At 67.8% G+C, this 19945-nt stretch carries 20 protein-coding genes, 1 tRNA gene and 1 pseudogene; 14 read left to right on the top strand and 8 right to left on the bottom strand.

Features of this window, described 5'->3' with window-relative positions; genetic code table 11:
- Window positions 1-21 precede the first annotated feature (21 nt).
- The 7 genes and pseudogenes from TRAD_RS13360 to TRAD_RS13330 all read left to right on the top strand — a co-directional run bounded on the left by TRAD_RS13360 (window position 22) and on the right by TRAD_RS13330 (window position 4446).
- On the top strand, window positions 22-435 hold the full coding sequence (locus TRAD_RS13360) for a Na+/H+ antiporter subunit B (protein WP_013179144.1): 414 nt from the start codon (window positions 22-24) through the stop codon (window positions 433-435).
- Complete coding sequence (locus tag TRAD_RS13355) at window positions 435-848, top strand: Na+/H+ antiporter subunit C (RefSeq protein ID WP_013179143.1); 414 nt, start codon at window positions 435-437, stop codon at window positions 846-848. Before TRAD_RS13360 ends, TRAD_RS13355 begins: the two co-directional genes overlap by 1 nt.
- The gene (locus tag TRAD_RS13350) at window positions 845-2389 is read left to right on the top strand and encodes a Na+/H+ antiporter subunit D (protein ID WP_013179142.1); all 1545 of its coding nucleotides are present in this window, start codon (window positions 845-847) and stop codon (window positions 2387-2389) included. Before TRAD_RS13355 ends, TRAD_RS13350 begins: the two co-directional genes overlap by 4 nt.
- Complete coding sequence (locus tag TRAD_RS13345) at window positions 2386-2868, top strand: Na+/H+ antiporter subunit E (RefSeq protein ID WP_013179141.1); 483 nt, start codon at window positions 2386-2388, stop codon at window positions 2866-2868. Before TRAD_RS13350 ends, TRAD_RS13345 begins: the two co-directional genes overlap by 4 nt.
- Window positions 2865-3149 (top strand): monovalent cation/H+ antiporter complex subunit F, encoded by a 285-nt coding sequence (locus tag TRAD_RS13340; protein WP_013179140.1) that lies wholly within the window; start codon window positions 2865-2867, stop codon window positions 3147-3149. The genes TRAD_RS13345 and TRAD_RS13340 overlap by 4 nt, the downstream gene beginning before the upstream one ends.
- A pseudogene (gene mnhG, locus TRAD_RS13335) lies at window positions 3146-3520 on the top strand (monovalent cation/H(+) antiporter subunit G); the annotation flags it as partial. The gene TRAD_RS13340 and the pseudogene mnhG, both read left to right, overlap by 4 nt.
- Window positions 3521-3744: 224 nt before the next feature.
- A complete protein-coding gene (locus TRAD_RS13330) occupies window positions 3745-4446 on the top strand; it encodes a Crp/Fnr family transcriptional regulator (protein WP_148221354.1) in 702 nt (233 codons plus the stop codon).
- A 379-nt stretch (window positions 4447-4825) separates the two neighbouring features.
- Here TRAD_RS13330 and TRAD_RS13325 read toward each other — a convergent pair whose 3' ends face one another.
- A complete protein-coding gene (locus TRAD_RS13325; RefSeq protein ID WP_013179137.1) occupies window positions 4826-7396 on the bottom strand; it encodes a cation:proton antiporter domain-containing protein in 2571 nt (856 codons plus the stop codon).
- A 418-nt stretch (window positions 7397-7814) separates the two neighbouring features.
- Here TRAD_RS13325 and TRAD_RS13320 point away from each other — a divergent pair, with 418 nt between their 5' ends.
- The gene (locus tag TRAD_RS13320; RefSeq protein WP_041947310.1) at window positions 7815-8150 is read left to right on the top strand and encodes a hypothetical protein; all 336 of its coding nucleotides are present in this window, start codon (window positions 7815-7817) and stop codon (window positions 8148-8150) included.
- A gap of 10 nt (window positions 8151-8160) precedes the next feature.
- On the opposite strand, the gene TRAD_RS13315 is transcribed toward TRAD_RS13320, so the two are convergent.
- The 3 genes from TRAD_RS13315 to TRAD_RS13305 all read right to left on the bottom strand — a co-directional run bounded on the left by TRAD_RS13315 (window position 8161) and on the right by TRAD_RS13305 (window position 10310).
- On the bottom strand, window positions 8161-8634 hold the full coding sequence (locus TRAD_RS13315) for a putative dsRNA-binding protein (RefSeq protein WP_013179135.1): 474 nt from the start codon (window positions 8632-8634) through the stop codon (window positions 8161-8163).
- 214 nt (window positions 8635-8848) lie between these two features.
- Window positions 8849-8939, bottom strand: a tRNA-Ser gene (locus TRAD_RS13310).
- A gap of 66 nt (window positions 8940-9005) precedes the next feature.
- Window positions 9006-10310 (bottom strand): anaerobic sulfatase maturase, encoded by a 1305-nt coding sequence (locus tag TRAD_RS13305; protein WP_013179134.1) that lies wholly within the window; start codon window positions 10308-10310, stop codon window positions 9006-9008.
- A 207-nt stretch (window positions 10311-10517) separates the two neighbouring features.
- Here TRAD_RS13305 and TRAD_RS13300 point away from each other — a divergent pair, with 207 nt between their 5' ends.
- From TRAD_RS13300 to TRAD_RS13290, 3 genes are read left to right on the top strand one after another with little or no spacing between them, the layout of a single operon-like run.
- A complete protein-coding gene (locus TRAD_RS13300) occupies window positions 10518-11150 on the top strand; it encodes a response regulator transcription factor (RefSeq protein WP_373466579.1) in 633 nt (210 codons plus the stop codon).
- On the top strand, window positions 11140-11385 hold the full coding sequence (locus TRAD_RS13295; protein WP_013179132.1) for a hypothetical protein: 246 nt from the start codon (window positions 11140-11142) through the stop codon (window positions 11383-11385). The genes TRAD_RS13300 and TRAD_RS13295 overlap by 11 nt, the downstream gene beginning before the upstream one ends.
- Complete coding sequence (locus TRAD_RS13290) at window positions 11382-12476, top strand: M20/M25/M40 family metallo-hydrolase (RefSeq protein WP_013179131.1); 1095 nt, start codon at window positions 11382-11384, stop codon at window positions 12474-12476. Before TRAD_RS13295 ends, TRAD_RS13290 begins: the two co-directional genes overlap by 4 nt.
- On the opposite strand, the gene rnhA is transcribed toward TRAD_RS13290, so the two are convergent.
- Window positions 12473-12955, bottom strand: coding sequence for a ribonuclease HI (rnhA, locus tag TRAD_RS13285; protein ID WP_013179130.1), 483 nt, complete (start codon window positions 12953-12955; stop codon window positions 12473-12475). The genes TRAD_RS13290 and rnhA overlap by 4 nt on opposite strands.
- Before the next feature lie 326 nt (window positions 12956-13281).
- Between rnhA and TRAD_RS13280 the strand changes: the two genes are divergently transcribed.
- Window positions 13282-14172 carry a MerR family transcriptional regulator gene (locus tag TRAD_RS13280; protein WP_185095177.1) on the top strand — a complete coding sequence of 297 codons (891 nt, stop codon included), beginning with the start codon at window positions 13282-13284 and terminating at the stop codon, window positions 14170-14172.
- A 185-nt stretch (window positions 14173-14357) separates the two neighbouring features.
- Window positions 14358-14999, top strand: a complete 642-nt coding sequence (locus TRAD_RS13275; RefSeq protein WP_013179128.1) for a helix-turn-helix domain-containing protein — start codon at window positions 14358-14360, stop codon at window positions 14997-14999.
- A gap of 70 nt (window positions 15000-15069) precedes the next feature.
- On the opposite strand, the gene TRAD_RS13270 is transcribed toward TRAD_RS13275, so the two are convergent.
- The 3 genes from TRAD_RS13270 to TRAD_RS13260 are packed head-to-tail and all read right to left on the bottom strand — an operon-like array spanning window position 15070 to window position 17108.
- Window positions 15070-15546 carry a DivIVA domain-containing protein gene (locus TRAD_RS13270; protein WP_013179127.1) on the bottom strand — a complete coding sequence of 159 codons (477 nt, stop codon included), beginning with the start codon at window positions 15544-15546 and terminating at the stop codon, window positions 15070-15072.
- A complete protein-coding gene (locus tag TRAD_RS13265; protein ID WP_013179126.1) occupies window positions 15543-16256 on the bottom strand; it encodes a YggS family pyridoxal phosphate-dependent enzyme in 714 nt (237 codons plus the stop codon). The genes TRAD_RS13270 and TRAD_RS13265 overlap by 4 nt, the downstream gene beginning before the upstream one ends.
- A gap of 15 nt (window positions 16257-16271) precedes the next feature.
- Entirely contained in the window at window positions 16272-17108 is an 837-nt protein-coding gene (locus TRAD_RS13260) for a purine-nucleoside phosphorylase (protein ID WP_049773129.1), read from the bottom strand.
- Between the two features lie 157 nt (window positions 17109-17265).
- On the opposite strand from TRAD_RS13260, the gene TRAD_RS13255 reads away from it, so the two are divergent.
- Window positions 17266-19941 carry a BamA/OMP85 family outer membrane protein gene (locus TRAD_RS13255; RefSeq protein WP_013179124.1) on the top strand — a complete coding sequence of 892 codons (2676 nt, stop codon included), beginning with the start codon at window positions 17266-17268 and terminating at the stop codon, window positions 19939-19941.
- Window positions 19942-19945 lie beyond the last annotated feature (4 nt).

Genomic DNA, 19945 nt, shown 5'->3' with positions numbered 1-19945 from the left:
CGCGGTGAGGGAGGGGGGACGGTGAACTCGCTTATCCTGCAGGTCGTGGGGCGACTTCTCGTCACGCTCATGTTCCTCTTTTCGGTCTTTTTGCTCCTGCGCGGTCACAACGAACCGGGGGGCGGTTTCGTGGGGGGGCTCATGGCGGTCGCGGGCTTCGGCCTCTACACCCTCGCGTACGGTATCGAGGCGGCGAAGCAGGCGCTGCGCTTCGACCCGCGCACGCTGCTCGGTCTGGGGCTCGTGCTCGCTGTCGGGAGCGGCCTGTTGGCAGCCTTTCCGGGCGCGCCCTTTTTGACGGGGTACTGGCTCGAGTGGCGCCTGAGCGCCAACTACCTGCTCAAGGTGGGTACCCCGACGGTGTTCGACTTGGGCGTGTACTTCGTGGTGATCGGCGGCACCCTGGCAGCGGTGTTTTCGCTGGAGGAGGCCTAGTGGAGGCGCTGTTCGCGGTCGTCGCGGGGGGCATCTTCGCGTCGGCGGTCTACCTCATGCTGAGCCGCAACACCTTGCGCTTTATCTTCGGCCTGGGCCTGATGACGAACGCGGTCAACCTGCTGATCTTTACCGTTGGGCGCCTTACCCGCGGTCAGCCGCCGCTGATTCCAGCGGGTGAGACGGTGCCGCCGCCGGGGGTAGCGAACGCGCTCCCCCAAGCGCTTATCCTGACCGCCATCGTGATCGGCTTCGGGCTCCTCGCGTTTTCGGCGGTGCTGGTGCTGCGCAACTTCGAGGAGCTCGCGACCGTCGACCCCGACGCCATCCGGGTCGCGGAGCCACCCGAACCGACCGGCGCGGAGCCGGAGCCGCTCGCCGAGGCGCCGACGGGCGTGCGGGAGGCGCTGTGAGCTGGCTTCTGCTCTCGCCGTTGGTGGTGCCGCTGTTAAGCGCCGCGTTGTCGCTCGTGCTGTGGCGCTACGACCGCGCGCAGCGCCTGCTGGCGCTCCTCGGGTCGCTCACGCTGCTGATCGTCGCGCTCGCGCTCCTTAGCGAAGTGCATACCGGCGGGATCCTCGTCGCCGACGTCGGCAACTGGCCCGCGCCCTTCGGCATCACCTTCGTCGCCGACCACCTGGGCGCCATCATGGTCGTGTTGAGCGCGCTCGTCGGCCTCGCCACGACCGTCTATTCGCTGCAAGACATCGGCCCGGAGCGCACCGACTACGGCTACTACCCGCTCTTGCAGCTGCTGCTCTTTGGCGTCAACGGCGCCTTTTTGACGGGCGACCTCTTTAACCTCTACGTCTGGTTCGAGGTGATGCTGATCGCCTCGTTTGTCCTCATGTCGCTGGGCGGCGAGCGCGCGCAGCTCGACGGGAGCCTCAAGTACGTCTTTATCAACCTCCTGTCGTCGGCGCTGCTGCTCACGGCCATCGGCCTCACCTACGGCATGACCGGGACGCTGAACATGGCGGACTTGGCGCTCAAGCTGCCGCAGGTCGAGAACCCCGGCCTCGTGACGGCGGTCGCGACCCTTTTCCTGATCGCCTTCGGCCTCAAAGCGGGGGTCTTTCCGCTCTTCGCGTGGCTGCCCGCGTCGTACCACACGCCGCCGGTGGCGGTGTCGGCGATCTTCGCGGGGCTTTTGACCAAAGTGGGCGTCTACACCCTTATCCGCGCCTTTACCCTCCTGTTTACCGGCGACGTGGGGTACACCCACACGCTGCTCCTCTGGGTCTCGGGGTTGACGATGGTGACGGGGGTGTTGGGGGCGGCGGCGCAGTTCGAGGTGCGGCGCATCCTATCGTGGCACATCATCAGCCAGATCGGCTACATGGTGATGGGGCTGGCGCTCTACACCCCCCTGGCGCTCGTCGGTTCAGTGTTTTACATCACCCACCACATCATCGTCAAAGCCAACCTCTTTTTCGTGGGGGGGATTATCGCCCGCCTCACGGGGTCGTTCGAGCTCAAAAAGATCGGCGGGCTCTACCGGGCGTCGCCGCTGTTGTCGCTGCTCTTTCTCGTCCCCGCCTTTTCGCTGGCCGGCTTTCCGCCGCTCTCGGGCTTTTGGGCGAAGTACATCCTCATTCGCGCGGGGCTCGAGGTCGGGGCCTTTGCGATCGTCGGGGTGGCGCTCGTGGTGGGGATTTTGACGCTCTTCTCGATGACCAAGATCTGGAACGAGGCGTTTTGGAAAAAGATGCCGGAGGGTGAGCTCGAGGCGCCGACCGGTACGCGCTTCGGGGAGCTCTGGGGGCTCTACCTGCCGGTCATCTTCCTCGCCTCGTTAACGGTGCTCATCGGCATCTACGCGCAGCCCTTTTTCGTGCTCGCCGACGCGTCGGCAGCGGAGCTACTAAGCACCGAGCGCTACGTGGCAGCGGTGCTCGGAACCGAGGCGGCTTCGGCGCTCGCCGGCGGGAGCTTCGAAGGGGGGGCGCCGTGAACTTTTTCGTTCTGAACGTGCTCTTGGCGATTTTGTGGATGGCGATCAACTCGAACTTCTCGCCGGCGTCACTCGTGGTCGGGTTTTTGATCGGTTACTTGGTCGTCGGTTTCGCGCAGCCGCTCTTCGGCGGGTCGGGGTACATGGCGCGGCTCTGGTACGCTGTCTACTTCGCGCTCTTTTTCCTCGGCGAGCTCTTCCGCTCGAGCTTTCGCGTCGCCGCCGATGTGCTGCGGCCCAAGCTGCGCCAAAACATCAGCCCGGCCATCGTCGCCGTCCCCCTAGACGTCGAGGGCGACTTTTCGGTGACGCTCCTGGCGAACGTTATCTCGCTGACCCCGGGGACCTTGACCCTGGACGTGTCGGATGACAAACGGGTGCTCTACATCCACAGCATGTACGGGGGCGACGACCCCGACGCGGTGCGCCGCGAGATTAAGAGCGGCCTCGAGCGGCGCGTGTTGGAGGTGACGCGGTGACCCCGCTCTCACCCTTTCTCGTGGTGGTGGTGCTTTTGGCCTTCGCCGCGCTGCTCGTGTCGCTGACGCTCTCGTTCGTACGGGTGATCCGCGGCCCGACGCTGCCCGACCGGGTCGCCGCGCTCGAGCTGGTCAACGTCCTGACGGTCTCGTTCATCGCGCTCTACACCGTCTGGTCGGGCCAGGTGGCCTTTATCGACGCCGCCGCCGCGCTCGCGCTCATCGCTTTTGTCAGCACGGTGGCGTTCGCCCGTTACGCCGAAAGAGGGGGTGGGCAGTGAGCCTTTTCGAGCAGCTCCTCATCGCCGCGGTGCTCCTGTTGGGGTCGGGGTTCGCGCTGGTGGCCAGCATCGGGCTCCTGCGCATGCCCGACCTGCCGACGCGGCTACACGCGACCTCGAAAGCGGGGAGCCTGGGCACCGGGCTGATCCTCTTCGGGGTCGCGCTCTTTCACCACGACGTCGGCGTGTCGGCGCGGGCGGTCGTCACCGCGCTCTTCATCCTGCTGACCGGCCCCGTCGCCGCGCACATCATCGCCCGCGCGGCCTACTTCGCGGCGCGCCTGTCGCTCTGGGAGGGGACCCGCCTCAACGAGCTCGAGGGGCGTTACAACCGGCTCACGCACGAGGTCGAGAGCGCCTCCCCCGAGGAGCGCGCGCAGCGCAAGGCGGCCGAGCTCGAAGCGGAGCGCCGGCGCGCGCGCGAGGCGGCGGCCAAGCGCCGCCCGCAGGGCCGCCAGGACGCGGGTGGCGGGGGGACCTAGGAGGTCGCGCGGCCGGTTAGAAACTTCACTCTCGGGGGGGGATCCGCGCCGCTCGGGGTGAACGTGAAAAATGTGAAAGCTCTGAAGAAAATCTGCAGTACACTGCTCGTATGATGCAAGAGTATCCTAGCCTGGTCTGGCACCTGAAGAATACTCAACTCTTCGAGGACTTATCCGAGGAGGAGCTCGAGCAGCTGTCGCGCATCACCCCCTACAAACGCTTTAAAGCGGGGGAGGTGATCTACCGGATGGAGGACCCCGCCGACGCCCTCTACTTTATCCGCGAGGGGATGGTCAAGATCTCGATGTACTTCCCTAACGGCAAAGAGATGATCCTCGCGCTCTTTGGCAAGTACGACGCGTTCGGCGAACTTCTGCTGCTGCCTTCGGAGCGCCGCCCGAACCAGGCCGAGGCGGTCATGGACACCACGCTCATCGTGCTCCCCGAGGCCGACTTTCAGCGGCTTTTGACCCAGCAGCCCAAGATCGCCATGAAGTTTATTCAGGTGATGTCGACCAACCTCTGGCAGGCGCAGACGCGCTTTGCCGAGGTGGGCGCGTTCGACGCCCCCGGAAGGCTCGCGAACTTGCTCTTGCGGCTCGCGCACGACTTCGGCAAACCGGGGGAGCGTGGGACGGTGATCGACCTCAACCTCACCCAACAAGACCTGTCGAAGATGATCGGGGCGACCCGCGAAACCGTGTCGCACTGCCTGGCGCGCCTTTTGGAGTACGGCGCGGTGCGCCGCCGCCGCTCGCCGATCACGGTCGACACGGCGAAGCTGCAGAAGTTTCTGGACGAGTCGGGTAACTGACGAGGCGGCTACCGCTGCACCGCTCTGGCGCTGCGTCGGAGCTGGCGCCCGCGTGGCAGCGTTTAAGAGCCCGCCGCGCCTCAAACCCAAGACGAACGCCGCTGACAGAGCCCGTAATCCGTAGCGACACCCCTGGTTGGTTCGTACGACGTCGGCGACGGGGCGGGCCCAACACACAAAGCCGTGGACGAGGTCGCGAGCACGCACCTAGCCCCGCAGCGCGTTTCGCGCCGCTGCTCATGGGGCGTCGGGGGTGCCGGGGGGCAGCGACGCACCGCGACGCCGGCACGTCTGGCCTTATCGCACCTAGCTCGACGACCCCTCGGCGAGCAGAGCCCGTCTAGGGGTCGTGAGCTGGTGTCTAGAACCGGTCTTGGCGTCAACCTTCGGCGTCGAAGGGGCTCCCTGACGTGACACCGAGGGCGCCGATCACCTCCCTGGGTTCGTCGCGGGAGGTTCTGGCGCGCTCCCCCGAGCGGCTCTGGGCAAACCACGCGAGCACCTCCTCGGGGGTTTTGCAGGAGACGAGCCGGCTGATCTGCCCCGCGTGGGCGAGCTGCTGCGACACCTCCGAGAGGCGGGCGAGGTGCGCTTGCATGGGGAGCTCGGCGGGGCTTAACAGGAGCACGATCACGTAGATGGTGTGCGACGAGCTGTAGTGCGACAGACCCTGGCGGCTGATACCTAGGCACAGCGTGGGCTGCCGGATGCCGCGTTCACGCGCGTGCGAGATCAGCACCCCTGGCAACACCTCGCTCGAGAAACCGATGTCGTCCTCGACGAGCATGCGCAGCACCCGCTGCGTCTGCACGCCCCCTTTGGGGATCGCGGTGTAGAGCAGCCGTTCAATGGCCTCGGCGTAGCTGGGCGTCTGCAGGTCGAGGAGCACGTGCTCGCGGTGCAACAGCGCAAAGACCCCTTGGGGCTCCTCGGTGCTGCTGTAGGCCTGCTCGGAGGGGTAGAGCACTACGAAGGCGTCGGCGAGGTTGGCGAGTTCGCCGGGGAGGCGCTCGAGGTAGCTCGAGTAGGCTACCGTCCCCGGCCGCGCGCTCATCACCACGACGAGGTCGTCGGGGGTGAGGGTCTCGCGTAGGGTGCGGCGGAGCGCCGCCCAGCTGGTGATCCCGTGGTAGCGGACCCGGACGTCGGGTTTGACGCCCGCGAAGTGGGCGCTCAGGCGTTCGGTGTCGCCCTGCACGGCGAGCACCTCGAGGTCGCCGGAGAGCTGCTGCGCGAGGCGTTTAAGGGTGTGCACCGCGTCGTAAAAGCCCGGGTTGTAGTCGACCAGGGGGGGGAGCACGACGACGAGGCGCTTGAGGGTGCTCACCGGGTGGTCGAGCTTGCTCACCATGACGAGTTGGTCGGTCTGCTCGAGAACCTGGTCGATGACGCTGCCAAAGATCGCCCGCGGCGCGCTCCGTTTGCCGTTCCACCCGATGATGATGTCCGTGGCGCGGGCCTCGGTCGCTGCGCGCACGATGCCCGAGGCGCGGTTTTGCGATACGCGCGTGAGCGGCGTGATCGGTACGTCGGCCTCGGCGGCGTGCACGACCGCGTGGGCAAGCATACGCTCGGCGCCGGCGACCTGCGCGAGGGCGTTTTCGTCTTCGGGGACGACCGTGAGCGGCAAGACGGGTTCGCTCGAGCTCTTGTCGCGAACCAGAAAGGCGAGGTCGAGCAGGGCGCTCGCGGTCGCGGGGTTGGCGAGCGGGATGAGGGTCCGCCTGGGCGCGTCCTTGAGGGTAAAGGGGGCGCTCTCCTCTTGCACCGCGACCTGCCGACCGAAGTGGCTGACCACCGAGGGGCCGATAAGGCAGGTGACGAGGATCATTAAAATGGCCCCGTTGAGCACCGCTTCGTCGAAGAGCCCCAGGTTGAGGCCGACCGCGACGGCGGCGAGCGTCGCCGCCGCTTGGGGCACCGAGAGCCCGAAGAGCACCATCCCCTCGGCGCTCGAGTAGCCGAAGATCTGTTTCGTCCCCCAAGCCGCGAGAAACTTCGTGAGCGTCACGGTGACGACCATCGCCCCCGCGACGAGCCAGGCGCTGCGGTCTTCGATAAGCACCTGGACGTCGACCAGCATCCCCGTCGAGACGAGGAAAAAGGGGATAAAGAGGGCGTTGCCGAAAAACTCGATGCGCGTCATTAGGGTGCTCGCGGGGGGGATCAGGCGGTTAAGCGCGAGGCCGGCCAAAAAGGCGCCGATGATCGGCTCGAGGCGTACGAGCTCGGCTGAGAACGAGCAGATAAAGGCGACCGCGAGGACGAAGCTGTACTCGGCGACCCCGCCCGCTTTGACGTTGCGGAAAAACCAGCGCCCGAGCCGCGGCAGCCCCCAGAGGATCAGAAAGGTGTAGAGCGCGACCGACGGGATGAGCGTCGCCCAGAAGCGCGCGTCGAGGTCGCCGACGGCCGACGCGGCGACGATGGTCAGCACCAAGAGCGCGGCGGTGTCCGTGATGATGGTGCCGCCGACGCCGGTCGTCACCACGTCGGATTTGGAGATGCCGAGCCGGCTGGCGACGGGGTAGGCGAGCAGGGTGTGCGAGGCGAACAAGCTCGCGAGCAAGATGGCGACCGGGAGGCTAAAGTCGAGCAGATAGAGCGCCATCAGCGTCCCCAGACCCTGCGGGATCAGAAAGGTCAGCGCGCCGAAACCGAGGCTCCGGTTGCGGTTGCGGCGAAAGCCGCCCAAGTCGATCTCGAGCCCCGCGACGAACATGAGGTACAACAGCCCCGCTTGACCGAGGAGCTGAAAGGTGGCGTCACGCTCGAGGAGCCCCAAACCGTTCGGGCCGACGAGCGTCCCCGCGAGGATGAGCCCGATGATCCCCGGGATCCCGAGGCGTTCGAACAGGAGCGGCACGAGCAGAAAGATCGTCATCGCCGCGGCGAAGATCAAAACGGGGTCGGTAAAGGGGGTGGCGAAGTGGGCGAGCAGGTCAGTCATGGCCCTCCAACGTGGCCGCGAGCGGGAAGAGCATCTTGATGGGAGGGGTGTCGGGGGGGGGTGCGCCCAACCCCGCGCGAGTGTAGCACCCCCGGCGTGGGTCGCGCTGAGGTATAGCCCATAGTCTGTACCTAAAAGTCTCTAGGCGCTTATCTGCGCGCGCTAGGCGAGGTGGTTTAGCGGGGTAAGGGGTCTCCAAACGCGTTGGCGAACCGACGAAGACGAGTCTGGTCCCCGAGAGGCGTCGTCCCAGGCTTGTCGGGGGCGCTCCGGCGGGGCTGCGGCGCGCTCGGGCGCCATTCGGGCGCCAGGTGTCTGCCGGATGCATAGTGGCCTAGCGCAGCGCGAAGGTACCGAGGCGACCCGCCGACGTCCGGTAGGGAGCCCGAGGGGGCCCTTACTGATGATACCCTCTAGCATGCCTCAGACCTACCTCGTGACGACCGACTACGGTGACGTGCTCGTGCGCGTCAACGAAAGCTGCACGAACGCCCTCGAGGACGACCTCTTGTCGCTCAGCGAGCCGACCCCCGAGGAGGCGGCCGCCGCCGGTTACAGCACCCCGCTGCGCGCGTTTAGCGCCAAGATGCTCGACATCATCGAGGGGATCGGTACCGGTGAGGTCAAAGCTGACCCCAAGGTGATCGCGCTCCTTAAAAAAGAGCGCGCCACGGACGAGTTGACGCGGATCGAAAGGTGGGCCAAAGGGAGGCGGCGCGCAGCGGGGGAGCAGGCGTCCGAGTCACGCGGCTGACCCCCCGTGATTAGCGACCCACCTCCTCTTCAATCTCCATCACCTCGCCCAACGCCTCGAGCGTGCCCTTGTAGAGCTGCAGGGCGAGCGCCTGGACTTCGAGGATGGCGGTCTCTCCCATGAGGGTCGGGTTGACGCGGCTGCCGGCGACGGTGAGGCTGGCTGCGAGCACCTCCGGGAAGATCGGCCAGGGACCGGTGAACGGTTCGTCGCCGGCGCCGCCCTGGTCCTGGGCGCGGTGCGAGGCTGCAGCGCCGGTACGCGCGGCGAGCGCCTCGAGCGCCTCGAGCGCCTCCTCGCTCGCGCGGCGTTCGGCGTCGCGCTTCGTCCCCGCTTCGCCGCGACCGTAGACCTCCCCCTGGATAAGGACCTCGCTCTCGAAGCGCGGTTCGTGGTCGGGGCCGAGGTTGCGGGTGTTAAAGCTCGGGGCGCCGAGTCTCAGCTGTTTGCAGCGCTCGATCAGCGTGCCTTTGGGGTGTTGCATGTATCTCCTTCGTGTGCTCGGTTGTCAGCCGCCGGGGTTGCGCACCTGGGTGTCAGCGGCAAACCCCCGAGGGCGGCGCTACGTCGCCAAAACGGGTAACGTGGCGACGCGCGCCTTGTGAGATGATACCCGTCGAGGTCTGTCATGACGTGACCGGCGCAAGCTCGTGGTGCCGAAAAAAACGCCCAGCCAGCAGCTGAGCGTCCCTTAGAGTTGGCGGAGAGGGTGGGATTCGAACCCACGGTGCCCTAAAAGGACACAACGGTTTTCGAGACCGTCCCATTCAACCGCTCTGGCACCTCTCCCCAAGCGGCGAGCGTTAGTATACCCTACTCCGCCGGCGTTGTCACGTCCTTTGCGCCGAGCGGACGCTAGCGGCGCGCCCCGCAGCAGCGCTTCGTCTTGCGGCCGCTGCCGCAGGGGCAGGGGGCGTTGCGCGACCCCCCCGCCGCGCGGCGCTCCGGCTGCGCCGCTTGGCGCGCGAGGTGCGGCATGATGTTGGCGGGTGAGCGCCCCGCGCGCAGCTCCGCGGCCATAAAGCGCATCGCGGGGGCGATGTGGTTAAAGAACGCGCGGTAGCCCGCGCAGAGGTAGTTGAGCCCCGGCTCGCCGTCCGGCGTGGTGCGGATGCGGTCTTTTGGACAGCCGCCGTTACAGACGAAGCGCACCTCGCACCGCCGGCAGTACTGCGGCAGCGTAGACGCCTTCGCCTCGCCGAACGCGCGCTGCTGCTCGCTGCCGACCATGCTCGCGAGGGGCAGCTCGAGCAGGTTGCCGAGCTTGTAGGCCGGTTCGACGAAGTGGTCGCAGCTGTAGAGGTCGCCGTTATGCTCCAAGGCCAACGCGCCCCCGCAGGTGCGCGCGAACACGCATAGACCGGGCTCGAGGCCGAGCCACGCCGCGAGCGCCACGTCAAAGAGCTGCACGAAGACGCGCCCGACGTCGCGGCGCACCCAGAGGTCGAAGACCCGTGTCATAAAGCGCCCGTACCCCTCGGCGGTGACCGAGCGCTCGGTCACGCGGGACCCGCTCGCGGTGTCGCGTTCGACGATGGGGATAAACTGCAGAAACTGCGCCCCGACCTCGTCGCGCAAAAACGCGTACACCTCCTCCGGGTAGGGGGCGTTGGCGGCGTGGACGGTGGTGAGGACGTTAAAGGCGACGCCGTGCTTTTTAAGGTAGCCGAGACCGCGCATGACCTCCTGAAAGGTGCCCTTACCGCCCTTGTTGACGCGGTAGGCGTCGTGCAGCCTCTCGGGCCCGTCGAGCGAGAGCCCGACCAAGACCTCGTGCTCTTTGAGAAACGCGCACCAGGCGTCGTCTAAGAGCACGCCGTTGGTCTGAAAGGTGTTGTGGATGCGCATCCCCGGGCGGCGGTAGCGTCGCTGCAAGGCGAAGGCGTGGCGGTAGAACTCGAGCCCCAACAGCGTCGGCTCCCCCCCCTGCCAGGCAAAGGTCACCTCGGGGACGCGCTGCGCCGCGATGTACTGCGCCGTGTAGGTCTCGAGCAGCTCGTAGGCCATACGGAAGCGGCTGCCGGGGTAGAGGAGCTCTTTGCTTAAAAAGTAGCAGTACGCGCAGTCGAGGTTACAGATCGCCCCGCCCGGTTTAATCATGACGTGAAACGCGGGGCGTTCTGGAACCGTGGCGGTGGGGGTGTCGGCGGGTGGTGTCACGGGGCCTCCGGTTGCCTTTAGGGTACCCCTTTGGGGCCACCCGCGTTTAAGGCGCCCGGCGCAGCGCCAGACCGCTAGTGGCGGGGGTCACGCTGAGCTCGCGAGGCGCTTTGGCGGTAGGGCTTTGTAGGTGCTGGGTAGGTCGGGGGCGCCGGGGTGCGTTACCATGAGGGGGTGACGCGCCTGCTCATCTGCGACGACCACGCCATGTTTCGCCAGGGGCTGCGGAGCATCCTCGAGACCGAGGAGGGCTTTCGGGTGATCGGCGAGGCGGCCACGGGGCGCGAGGCGGTGCGCTACGCCCTCGAGACCCACCCCGACGTCATCTTGATGGACATCCAGATGCCCGAACTCGACGGGGTCGCCGCGACGAAGACGATCCTCGAGGAGTTCCCCGACGCCAAGGTCATCATCCTCACCATGTACCGCCAAGACCGCTACGTCTTCGAGGCGGTCAAAGCGGGGGCGCGCGGCTACTTGCTCAAAGACGCCGGGGCGGACGACCTGATCAGCGCCATTCGGCGCGTCGACGAGGGGGAGACGCTGCTGCGCGCCGAGCTCGCGGCGTCGGTCTTAGACGAGTTTAGCCGCGCCAAGTCCGAAACCCCCGAGCACCCCGAGCACCGCCTTTCGGAGCTCACCGAACGCGAAGCGACCATTTTGCGGCTGCTCGCCCAAGGGGCGTCGAACCAAGAGATCGCGGTCTCACTTGGGGTGAGCGAGAAGACGGTGCGCAACCGCCTGTCGGAGATCTTTTCCAAACTGCGCCTCAACAACCGCACCCAAGCGGCGCTCTACGCCCTGCGCGAGGGCATCGCCACCCTGACGCATGAAAGCTAGCGCCGGCCGCGCGCCCTTGCGCAGCGCGCGTTTTAGGGCGGGTTGCGGGCGCACCTGCGAGGGGCCCGCGGGGCTCCCTGAGCTGGCCTACACCGAGCTCGCGTACCCCGAGTGCCCGGCCTGCCCGCACCGCCTCACCCCCGACGGGGGACCCAGTTTCTGCCGCTGGCTCCCCCAGGGGGCGCCGCACCCGTTCGCTGCGCTCGGGGCGCTGCGCGCGCAGCTCGAGCCGTGAGCGCGCGCGCAGCGGGGCACGAGCGCGAGCTCGTCGCCCTCTTGACGCGCATCTGCGAGGTGCCGGCGCCGACCTTTGAGGAGGCTGCGCGCGGCGCGCTCGTCGCGCAGCTGCTCGAGCGCGCGGGTCTAACGCCCCGCACCGACGCGGTCGGCAACGTCACGGCCGAGGTCCCCGGCGGTAGCGGGCCGCGGCTGTTGATCGCCGCGCACCTCGACACCGTGTTCCCCGCCGGCACCGACGTGCGGGTTCGCGCCGAAGGCGCGAGGCTCCTCGCGCCGGGGATCGGCGACAACAGCGCGAGCTTGGCGGTGCTGCTCTTCTACCTGCAGCGCAGGGACGCGCACCCGTTGCGGCCGCGCCTCACGGTCGCTGCTACCGTCGGCGAGGAGGGGCTAGGCGACCTGCGCGGCATCCGGCACCTTATGGCGGAGCGCGCCCACGACTTCGACCTCATGGTGGCGCTCGACGGCCACCTCGGGGCGCTTATCCACGCCTCGGTCGGCTCCAAACGCTTCGAGATCACCTTCTCGGCGCGCGGCGGCCACTCGTGGGGCGACTTCCCGGCGCCGAGCGCGACGCACGCCCTCGGTGAGGCCGTCTTTAGCCTCGGCAAGCTCCCCGTGCCGGAGCTGCCGCGCAGCTCGTACAACGTCGGTCAGGTCTGGGGGGGCTCGAGCGTCAACGCGATCGCCCAACGCGCGGGGTTTAACCTCGACCTGCGCAGCACCGACGCCGCGACGCTCGCGCGGCTCGAGCAGGGCGCGCGCAAGCGGCTCGCGCGGGTGGCGCGCAAGCATGGCGTCGAGCTCGCGGTCCGGTGCGTCGGCGACCGCCCGACCGCGAGCGTGCCCAACGCCGCGCTCGTGCGTGAAGCGCAGGCGGCGCTGCGCGAGGCCGGGGTGAACGTGCGCCTCGCGGCGAGCAGCACCGACGCGAACGCGGCGATGGCGGCGGGCGTCCCGGCTATCGCCTTCGGGGTCTACCGCGGCGGCGACGCGCACCGCCTCTCCGAGTGGCTCGAGCCCGCCTCTTTAAGCGTGGGGTACGGGGTGTTGGCGCGACTGTTGGAGCGCCTGAGCGCCCTTTAGCGGCCGCGCTGCCGCGCTTGGAGCGCTAGGCGGTCGACGAGCTCGTTTTCGGGGTCTCCCGCGTGCCCCCTGGTCCAGCGCCAGGTGAGTTGGTGGCGCGCGGTGAGTTCCAGCAGCCGCTCCCAGAGGTCGCGATTTTTGACCGGCTGCTTTCCCGCCGTGCGCCAGCCGTTGCGCTGCCAGCTGCGCAGCCACCCCTCGCTAAAGGCCTTTTTGAGGTACTGCGAGTCGGTCACCAGGGTCACGGCGCAGGGTTCGGTCAGCGCCGAGAGCGCTTCGACCGCGGCGGTCAGCTCCATACGGTTGTTTGTCGTGTCGCTCGCAGACCCCGAGGCGGTCTTGCGGTGCTCGCCGTAGACGAGCAGATAGCTCCAGCCGCCCCGCCGCGAGGCGGTGTCGCACGAGCCGTCGGTGTAGATGAGCACCGCTTTGCGCGGCGCCTTCGCAGGGGGGTGGTGGGGGAAATCGGTCAGCGTCATCGGCACGAGTCTACCGCGCCGCACCGTGGCGGCGCCGCGGAGGGGGGCCCGCTACGCTAGGCGCTGCGCGACAGTACACAACCTCGTACACAACCTTGTACAAGCTCGGGTACAATCCTACGCAGCTCACAATTCTTATGGACAAAGCTTCCACAGCTCACGTGCAAGGTTAGTCGAGCAAAAAGGTCATTTTTGCGTCCCTGAGTCCACCCCTTAGGTACATTTGTCAGTATTGACATTGTACAAGGTGGTGCTATACTTGCCCTACGCTTGTTCAGAGGTTGTACAGACCTCGCTGTGGAGAGGCCATCGCGAGAGAGGTGCGTGTGAGTAGGGGTCGTTACACCGTCAACGAAGTCGAGGAACGTACGAAGGTGTCGGGCAGCACGCTGCGCCAGTGGGAGCGGCGCTACGGCTTCCCTAAACCCGAACGCTCGACTTCGGGGTACCGGCTCTACTGCGACGAGGACGTGCGCCTTATCGAGGCGATGAAGCGCTTTATCGCCGAGGGGGTGCCCGCTTCGCGCGCCGCCGAGCTCGTGCGCCAGCTCGAGCCCGCCCCCGCGCGGCCGAGCACGCTCAGCGAACTGCAAGCGGGGCTCGTCGGGGCGCTTGTCCAGCTCGACGAAGCCGCCGCCGAAAGGCTGCTCGGCGAAGCGCACGCGCTGCACCCGGTTGAGACGGTGCTCGAGCTCGTGCGCAAGACGATGGTCGAGATCGGGACCCTGTGGCACCGCGGCGCGGTGTCGACGACGACCGAGCACTTCGCGAGCGCGTACCTCCACGGGCGTCTGCGGGCGCTGCTAAGCGTGATGGGCAACCCCAAACGGGCGCCCATGGTCATCATTGCCTGCGCCCCGTCGGAGCAGCACGAACTCGGCGCGCTCTGCCTCGCGGTGCTTTTGCGCCGCGCGGGTTACCGCGTCCTCTACGTCGGGGCCAACACGCCGCTTAAAGAGCTGCGCGAGATGGCCGACGAGCTCGCTCCCGTAGGCGTCATGATCTCGGCCTCCTCCCCCGAGGCCTTTCGGCAGCTGCAAGCGGGGCGCCGCTACCTTCAAGGGATCGCCCCCGTGCTCGCTTTCGGCGGCGGCTTTTTCAACCGCCAGCCGGAGCTCGCGCAGAGCTTGGGCGGCACCTTCCTCGCCGAAGAGGGGGCTTTGGCGGTCGAACGCTTTAACGACCTCGTCCTTGAAAAGGGGGTGATGCGCGCGTGAGCGCTCGCTACGCTGCGCGTTGCCCCCGCTACTTTCCGTGCCGGGGTGGCAGCGAAAGGGGGCACGAGGGTGTGACGGTTTAACGACCTCAACAACGTACGACGCGCATAGACGCCGCGCTAGACACGCTGACACCATCTGCCGATACGGTCCGCTTCAAGCCCTCACACGTTACGGGAGGCATCATGAATAGCACGATGAACGACGCTGCCAAACAAACCGACGTCCCTATCGAGGCGCCCAGCCAGATGCTGCGCTTTCAACGGAAGCAGACGCTTTATCACAACGGTGACCCCGCTCAGTCGGTGTTTCGCGTCCGCGACGGCCTGATCCGCATTACCCGGATGACCCCCGAGGGGCGCATCCTGACCGTGCGCCACGTGATGCCCGGTGACTTCTTCGGCGAAGAAGCCTTTATGGACGCCCGCCGTGAGGAGATGGCCGAAGCGCTCACCAACGCGCAGGTCGAAGCGATCGACCCGCAGCTGATCAACCACAGCGACCTCATGACCATCACGCAGTCGCTGTCGCGCCAGATGCAGCGCCTCATGGACTACGAGTATCACCTCCAGACGGGTGACCTGCGCCAGCGCGTCGCGCGCTACCTCATGAGCCTCTCGGAGACGCCGCTCGCGACCCGCAACGACGAGGGACGCATCGTCGTCTCGGCGACGCACGAGCTCATCGCCGAGGGCACCGCGAGCACGCGTGAAAGCGTCTCGAAGATCATCACCGAGCTGCGCAGCGAGGGGCTCATCGAGTCGGGCTACCGCTCGATCGTCTTGCTCGACACGGACACCCTCGAGGAGATCGCCGAGGGCTTCTAGCAGCGATACCCGTGCTCGCAACCGTTCGGGGACGGCCGTCGCGCCGTCCCCGCTCTGGTGAACGCCTAGGCTACTCGTCGCGGATGACCGGCACCCCCGGCGTACGGCTCACGCTGTCTAAGCTGCGCTCATAAGCGCGCAGCATGCCGCGAAACTGCTCGCTAAAGAGCCGGTGCTCGCGTTCGGTGCGGGCGAACTCGGCTTTAAGCTCGCGCAGCTCGGCTTCGGCTTCGCGCAGCAGGGCGGCGCGCTCGGCCTTGGCCTCTTGGATGATCAGCTCGGCTTCGCGCTGTGCCCGCTCTTTCATCTCGCTGCCGAGGCGTTCGGCCGAGACGACCGCGCGGCGCAGCTCGCTCTCGCCGGCGCGCAGCTCGCTAATTAACGCGTCGCGTTTGACGAGTTCGTCTTTGAGCGCCTGGTTTTCGCGGGCGAGCGCCTCTAGAGCCTCGGCGGCCTGCTCCAGAAAGTCGCGCACCTGCGCCTTGTTAAAACCGTTGAGGGCGGTTGCAAACTCCTGGTGCTGGATGTCGAGTGGGCTGAGTTTCACGCGGTCCCTTTCCTGTCACGCGGTCCGGCGGGGGGCTCCGGAAGGGTCGCGGTGTCGGGCGTAAACAGCGCCGAACCTACGCGCACGTGCGTCGCCCCCTCCTCGATGGCGACCTCGAAGTCGCCGCTCATCCCCATCGAGAGCGCCTCTAGCGCGAGTCTATCACGCAGCTCGCGGAGCGCCCGGAACACCGGTCTCACCGCCTCCGGGTCGTGGCTATAGGGGGCGATGGTCATGAGCCCCAAGACCTCGAGGTGCGGCAACCCTTGCGCGTAGCGCACGAGCGCCTCGGCTTCGGCCAGGGGTACGCCCTGCTTGCTCGCCTCGCCCGCGACGTTGACCTCGACAAAGACCCGAAAGCGGTGCGCGCGCCTCGCGCCGAAAGCCTCGAGCGCCTCGGCAAGACGCCTCGAGTTGAGCGAGTGCAGCGCGTAAAAGGGCGCGCAGTACTTGACCTTGTTCGTCTGCAGGTTGCCGATAAAGTGCCATTCGGGCGCCCAGCCCCGCTCGGCAAGCCGCGCGGCTTTGCTGCGCCACTCCTGGACGCGGCTCTCGCCCAGCGTGAGGTGGCCGCGCCCCAAAAGCTGCGCCTCGACCTCCTCGGCGCTGCGCCCTTTGGTGACGGCGACCAGCGTCACGGCCCGGGGGTCGCGCCCTGCGCGCGCGCAGGCGCGCTCGAGGCGCGTCTTGACGGCGTCTAGCGCACTCATGCGGGTAAGCGGCAGCTAAAGGTGCGGTAAGAGCGCCTTGACCAAGCGCCGAAAGGTGGGGCCGGTCCGCGCGGCGGTCTCGAGCACGTCCCCCTCGTCGGCGTGGCGTTCCCCGTCGGGGAGCGCCATGTCGGTCACCACCGAGAGCCCCAACACGCGCAGCCCTTGATGGCGCGCGACGAGCACCTCGTGGACGGTCGACATCCCGATGGCGTCGGCGCCGAAGCCGCGGAACATGCGCAGCTCGGCGCGGCTGGCGTAGCTCGGGCCGCTGATCGCCAGATAGACCCCCTCGCACAGGCGGATATCTTCGCGGCGCGCGACCGCGCGGGCGGTCTCGAGGTATTCGGGGTCGTAGGCGTCGAAGGCGACGGGGAAGCGGGGGCCGAGCGCCTCGTCGTTGGGGCCGATAAGGGCGTTTGTACCCGTAAAGTTGATGAAGTCGAGCTGCAGCATGATCTCGCCCGCGCGGAAGTGGGGGTTGAGGCCGCCGCAGGCGTTGCTGACCACGAGGCTGCGGGCGCCGAGGGCGTGCATGAGGCGTACCGGGAAGGCCGCTTGGGCCGCCGTGATCCCCTCGTAGACGTGCAGCCGCCCCTTCATGGCGACGACGTCGCGGCCCGCGAGCGTTCCGAGGATGAGTTCTCCGGCGTGGCCGGGGGCGGTGCTCGGTGCGAAGCCGGGGATCTCGCGGTAGGGGAGGGTGGCTTGCGCGGCGATCTCGTCGGCGAGCGGCCCGAGGCCCGACCCGAGGATCAGGGCGATCTCGGGGGCGAAGTCGGTGTGGGCGCGCACGGCGTCTACCGCGTCGTGCAGCGTCCTTTGTAGGGGAGGGGCTTCTGAAAGGGGCATGGGGTGCATCATAGCAATGTGGCGGGCCGGTCGGCTGAGCGCTCGGGCAGCGCTAGGGGAGGGCGCGCGCGCCTCATCCGCCGCGGCGTCCTCGAGGTGACCGGATGTTCACGCGCTCCGGGGAGTTCTCACCCCCTGCAAGGTTAAACTGGGCGCCATGCCTAGGGCTTTTCACCTTCTCCTCTTGACGTGCCTTCTGCTCCCCGCGGCGTGGGGCCAGAGCGCCCCCGCTGCGCCGCAAACCGCCGAGATCGCCGGCGATCTCGCCGAGGTCCGCATCGAAGGGGTCAGCAGCCCCACCACGGAGAGCCTGGTACGGGTGCGGCTCGTGGCGCGCCCCGGTACCCCCGTCGAGAGCATCAACCTCGAGGCCGAGCGCAACCGCGTCTACAACCTGGGCACCTTTTCGGAGGTGAGCGTCAGCCTCGAGGCGTCCGCGGCTGGCCCCGTGATGGTCGTGCGGGTGCGCGAAAACCCGCCCATCGGGGCGGTCGAGCTGCGCGGCTCGCAGCTTAGCACCGAGGCGGTCTTGGCGGCGCTGCAGCAGGAAAACCTGATCGAAGTCGGCAGCCCCTTTAACAGCGCCCGCGCGCAGGAGGCCGTCGGGACCCTGCAGGCGATCTACCAGCAGGCGGTCGGTTTTCCGGGGACGATCCCGGTGACGCTGTCGGTGCTCCCGATGACGCCCGGCGAGGCGCCCCCCACCGACGAGGACGAGGAGGCAGAAGCGCCCCCGGCGAGCGTCGACTTCGCCGAGGCCGAGGCGCTGCGCCTCATCTACACCGTCGACGAATCGCCACCCCTGGACACCCTCACCTTTGCGGGCGCGACGGTGCTGGGCGAGAGCGAGCTGCGCGACCTCTTCCGGCCGCTCGTGGGCGCCGACGCCTTCAATTTGCAGGCCTACACCGCGGCGGTTGGGCGCGTCGCAGACGCCTACGAAGCGCGCGGGTTTCGCGGCAGCGGGGTCGACGCGCAGCGCAGCGAGCTCGTCGGCGGGACGCTGCGCGTGCAGCTCGTCGAGCTCTCTATCCTCAGCCTCGACACCACCGCTATCGGGGTCGACCCCGCGGAGCTGTCGCTGCAACCCGGCGACCTCTTCAACTACGACGCGCTCCTCGCCGACGTACGCCGCCTCGCCGAGGGGGGCGACCGCGACATCCGCTTGGAGACCCAGACGACGCCGGAGGGGGGGGTGCGGGTGGTCTTTACCTCGGAGCCGCCCGGTACGGCCGGCCCGATCACCGCGGTGCGTATCGAGGGGAACACCGCCCTGACCGACGAGGAGCTCCTCGAGGTGTTGGCGCTCGGCGTCGGCGACACCTTTACCTCGGCGCTGGCGCAAGAGGACTTCGCGCGCCTCAGCGAACGCTACGCCGCCGCCGGGTACCTGCTCGTCCCCGAACCGAACTTTAACTTTCTAGACGGTACCTACGTGCAGCGGTTGCGGGAGGTGCGGATCGCGGGGTACGAGGTTGACCTCCTTGCCGACGCGCCGCGCACCAACCCCGCGGTTATCACCCGCTACTTGCCCCCAGTCGGCAGCGTCTACAACCAGAACGCGGTGCAGCGCGCCGTGCTGCAGATCAGCCGGCTGCAGATCGTGCAGCCCACGCAGGTCGGGTTGATCCCGACGGAGGACCCGAGCGAGCAGGTGCTCCGCTTCGCCGCGCGCGAACTGCCCTCGCGCACCCTGCGCCCGTCGGCGGAGCTCACCACGGAAGGGGGCATCGCGTTTGGCACCGACCTGTCGGTGAGCGACACCAACCTCTTCGGCGAGGCGCACCGCGCGAGCGCCTCGATCAGCGCGCGAACCTCGGACATCGGCTTTTTGGTCGGGGGCAGCCTCGCCTACACCATCCCGTGGCTCTACCTCGACTTCCTGGACTTCCAGGAGGTTGCGACCGAGCTGAGCGGCGAGGTCTTTAGCGAGGTGGTCTCGAACCAACCGCTCACCTTCGAGGGGGGGCGCCGCGTCTGTTTGGGTGGCGGCGAGTGCCCCGACGAGGAGCGCGTGCTGATCGGCGAGTACACCCAGCGTGACAGCGGTTTCCGCTTCGGCGTCGGGCGGCCGGTGATCCCCAACCTCTCGGCGGGTCTCACCGCGCGTTTTACCCGCAGCGACTACGCGCTCGAGCCTCCCGCTGAGGTCTGCGCGCCGGGGGCGATCACCGACACCTGCGCGCTACCCGTCGCGCAGGCGCGGGCTTTCGTCCCGCAGTCGGGCTTCTCGAGCTTTATCGGTTCGACCCTCGCCTACGACACCCGCGACAACCCCGAGTTTGCCCGCGAGGGCTACCGGGTCACCGTCGGCGGCGGGGTAGGCTTCGGCAACGACTTTAGCGTCGCCGGCGTCCAGCAGGGCTACACCTACCAGCAGCTCGAGCTCGGCGGCCGCACCTACCTCACCCCCTTTAGCGACCGCAACCACGTCTTCGCGTTTCGCGCCAACGTCGGCCACCAGTTCGGCGCCGACTACCCCGAGAGCCGGCTGTTTATCGTCGGCGACACCAACAACGAAGCGACCCTGATCCGCGGCTACCGCCGCGAGGACATCAACCCGGCGCAGACCTACGCCACGGCGACCGCCGAGTACCGCTACGACTTCGGGCTCGCGACCGCCGTGACGCAGACGGTCGTGGGGCTCGCGTTCGTCGACCTCGGGTACGCCTCGAGCGTCGACGCCGCGCTGCTGCCGAGCGCCGGCGTGGGGTTGCAGATCAACATCGGCTTCGGCGGCGGCCTTGCCATCCCCCCGCTGCGCCTCGACTACGGCTTTTCGCCGACGCACCCCACGGGGGTGTTCGGCTTCCGCTTGGGGTTTAATTTCTAACGCG

Origin of the sequence: Truepera radiovictrix DSM 17093 (assembly GCF_000092425.1) — a bacterium.
In the GTDB taxonomy this organism is placed as follows: domain Bacteria; phylum Deinococcota; class Deinococci; order Deinococcales; family Trueperaceae; genus Truepera; species Truepera radiovictrix.
This window is presented reverse-complemented; position numbering and strand designations above follow the sequence as displayed.

What these genes read in the sequence shown, in the direction of transcription:
- TRAD_RS13330 (WP_148221354.1), top strand. Translation starts at nt 3,745, where the DNA reads ATGCAAGAGTATCCTAGCCTGGTCTGGCACCTGAAGAATACTCAACTC.
- TRAD_RS13325 (WP_013179137.1), bottom strand. Translation starts at nt 7,396, where the DNA reads ATGACTGACCTGCTCGCCCACTTCGCCACCCCCTTTACCGACCCCGTT.
- TRAD_RS13320 (WP_041947310.1), top strand. Translation starts at nt 7,815, where the DNA reads ATGCCTCAGACCTACCTCGTGACGACCGACTACGGTGACGTGCTCGTG.
- TRAD_RS13315 (WP_013179135.1), bottom strand. Translation starts at nt 8,634, where the DNA reads ATGCAACACCCCAAAGGCACGCTGATCGAGCGCTGCAAACAGCTGAGA.
- TRAD_RS13300 (WP_373466579.1), top strand. Translation starts at nt 10,518, where the DNA reads ATGTTTCGCCAGGGGCTGCGGAGCATCCTCGAGACCGAGGAGGGCTTT.
- TRAD_RS13295 (WP_013179132.1), top strand. Translation starts at nt 11,140, where the DNA reads ATGAAAGCTAGCGCCGGCCGCGCGCCCTTGCGCAGCGCGCGTTTTAGG.
- rnhA (WP_013179130.1), bottom strand. Translation starts at nt 12,955, where the DNA reads ATGACGCTGACCGATTTCCCCCACCACCCCCCTGCGAAGGCGCCGCGC.
- TRAD_RS13275 (WP_013179128.1), top strand. Translation starts at nt 14,358, where the DNA reads ATGAATAGCACGATGAACGACGCTGCCAAACAAACCGACGTCCCTATC.
- TRAD_RS13265 (WP_013179126.1), bottom strand. Translation starts at nt 16,256, where the DNA reads ATGAGTGCGCTAGACGCCGTCAAGACGCGCCTCGAGCGCGCCTGCGCG.
- TRAD_RS13260 (WP_049773129.1), bottom strand. Translation starts at nt 17,108, where the DNA reads ATGCCCCTTTCAGAAGCCCCTCCCCTACAAAGGACGCTGCACGACGCG.
- TRAD_RS13255 (WP_013179124.1), top strand. Translation starts at nt 17,266, where the DNA reads ATGCCTAGGGCTTTTCACCTTCTCCTCTTGACGTGCCTTCTGCTCCCC.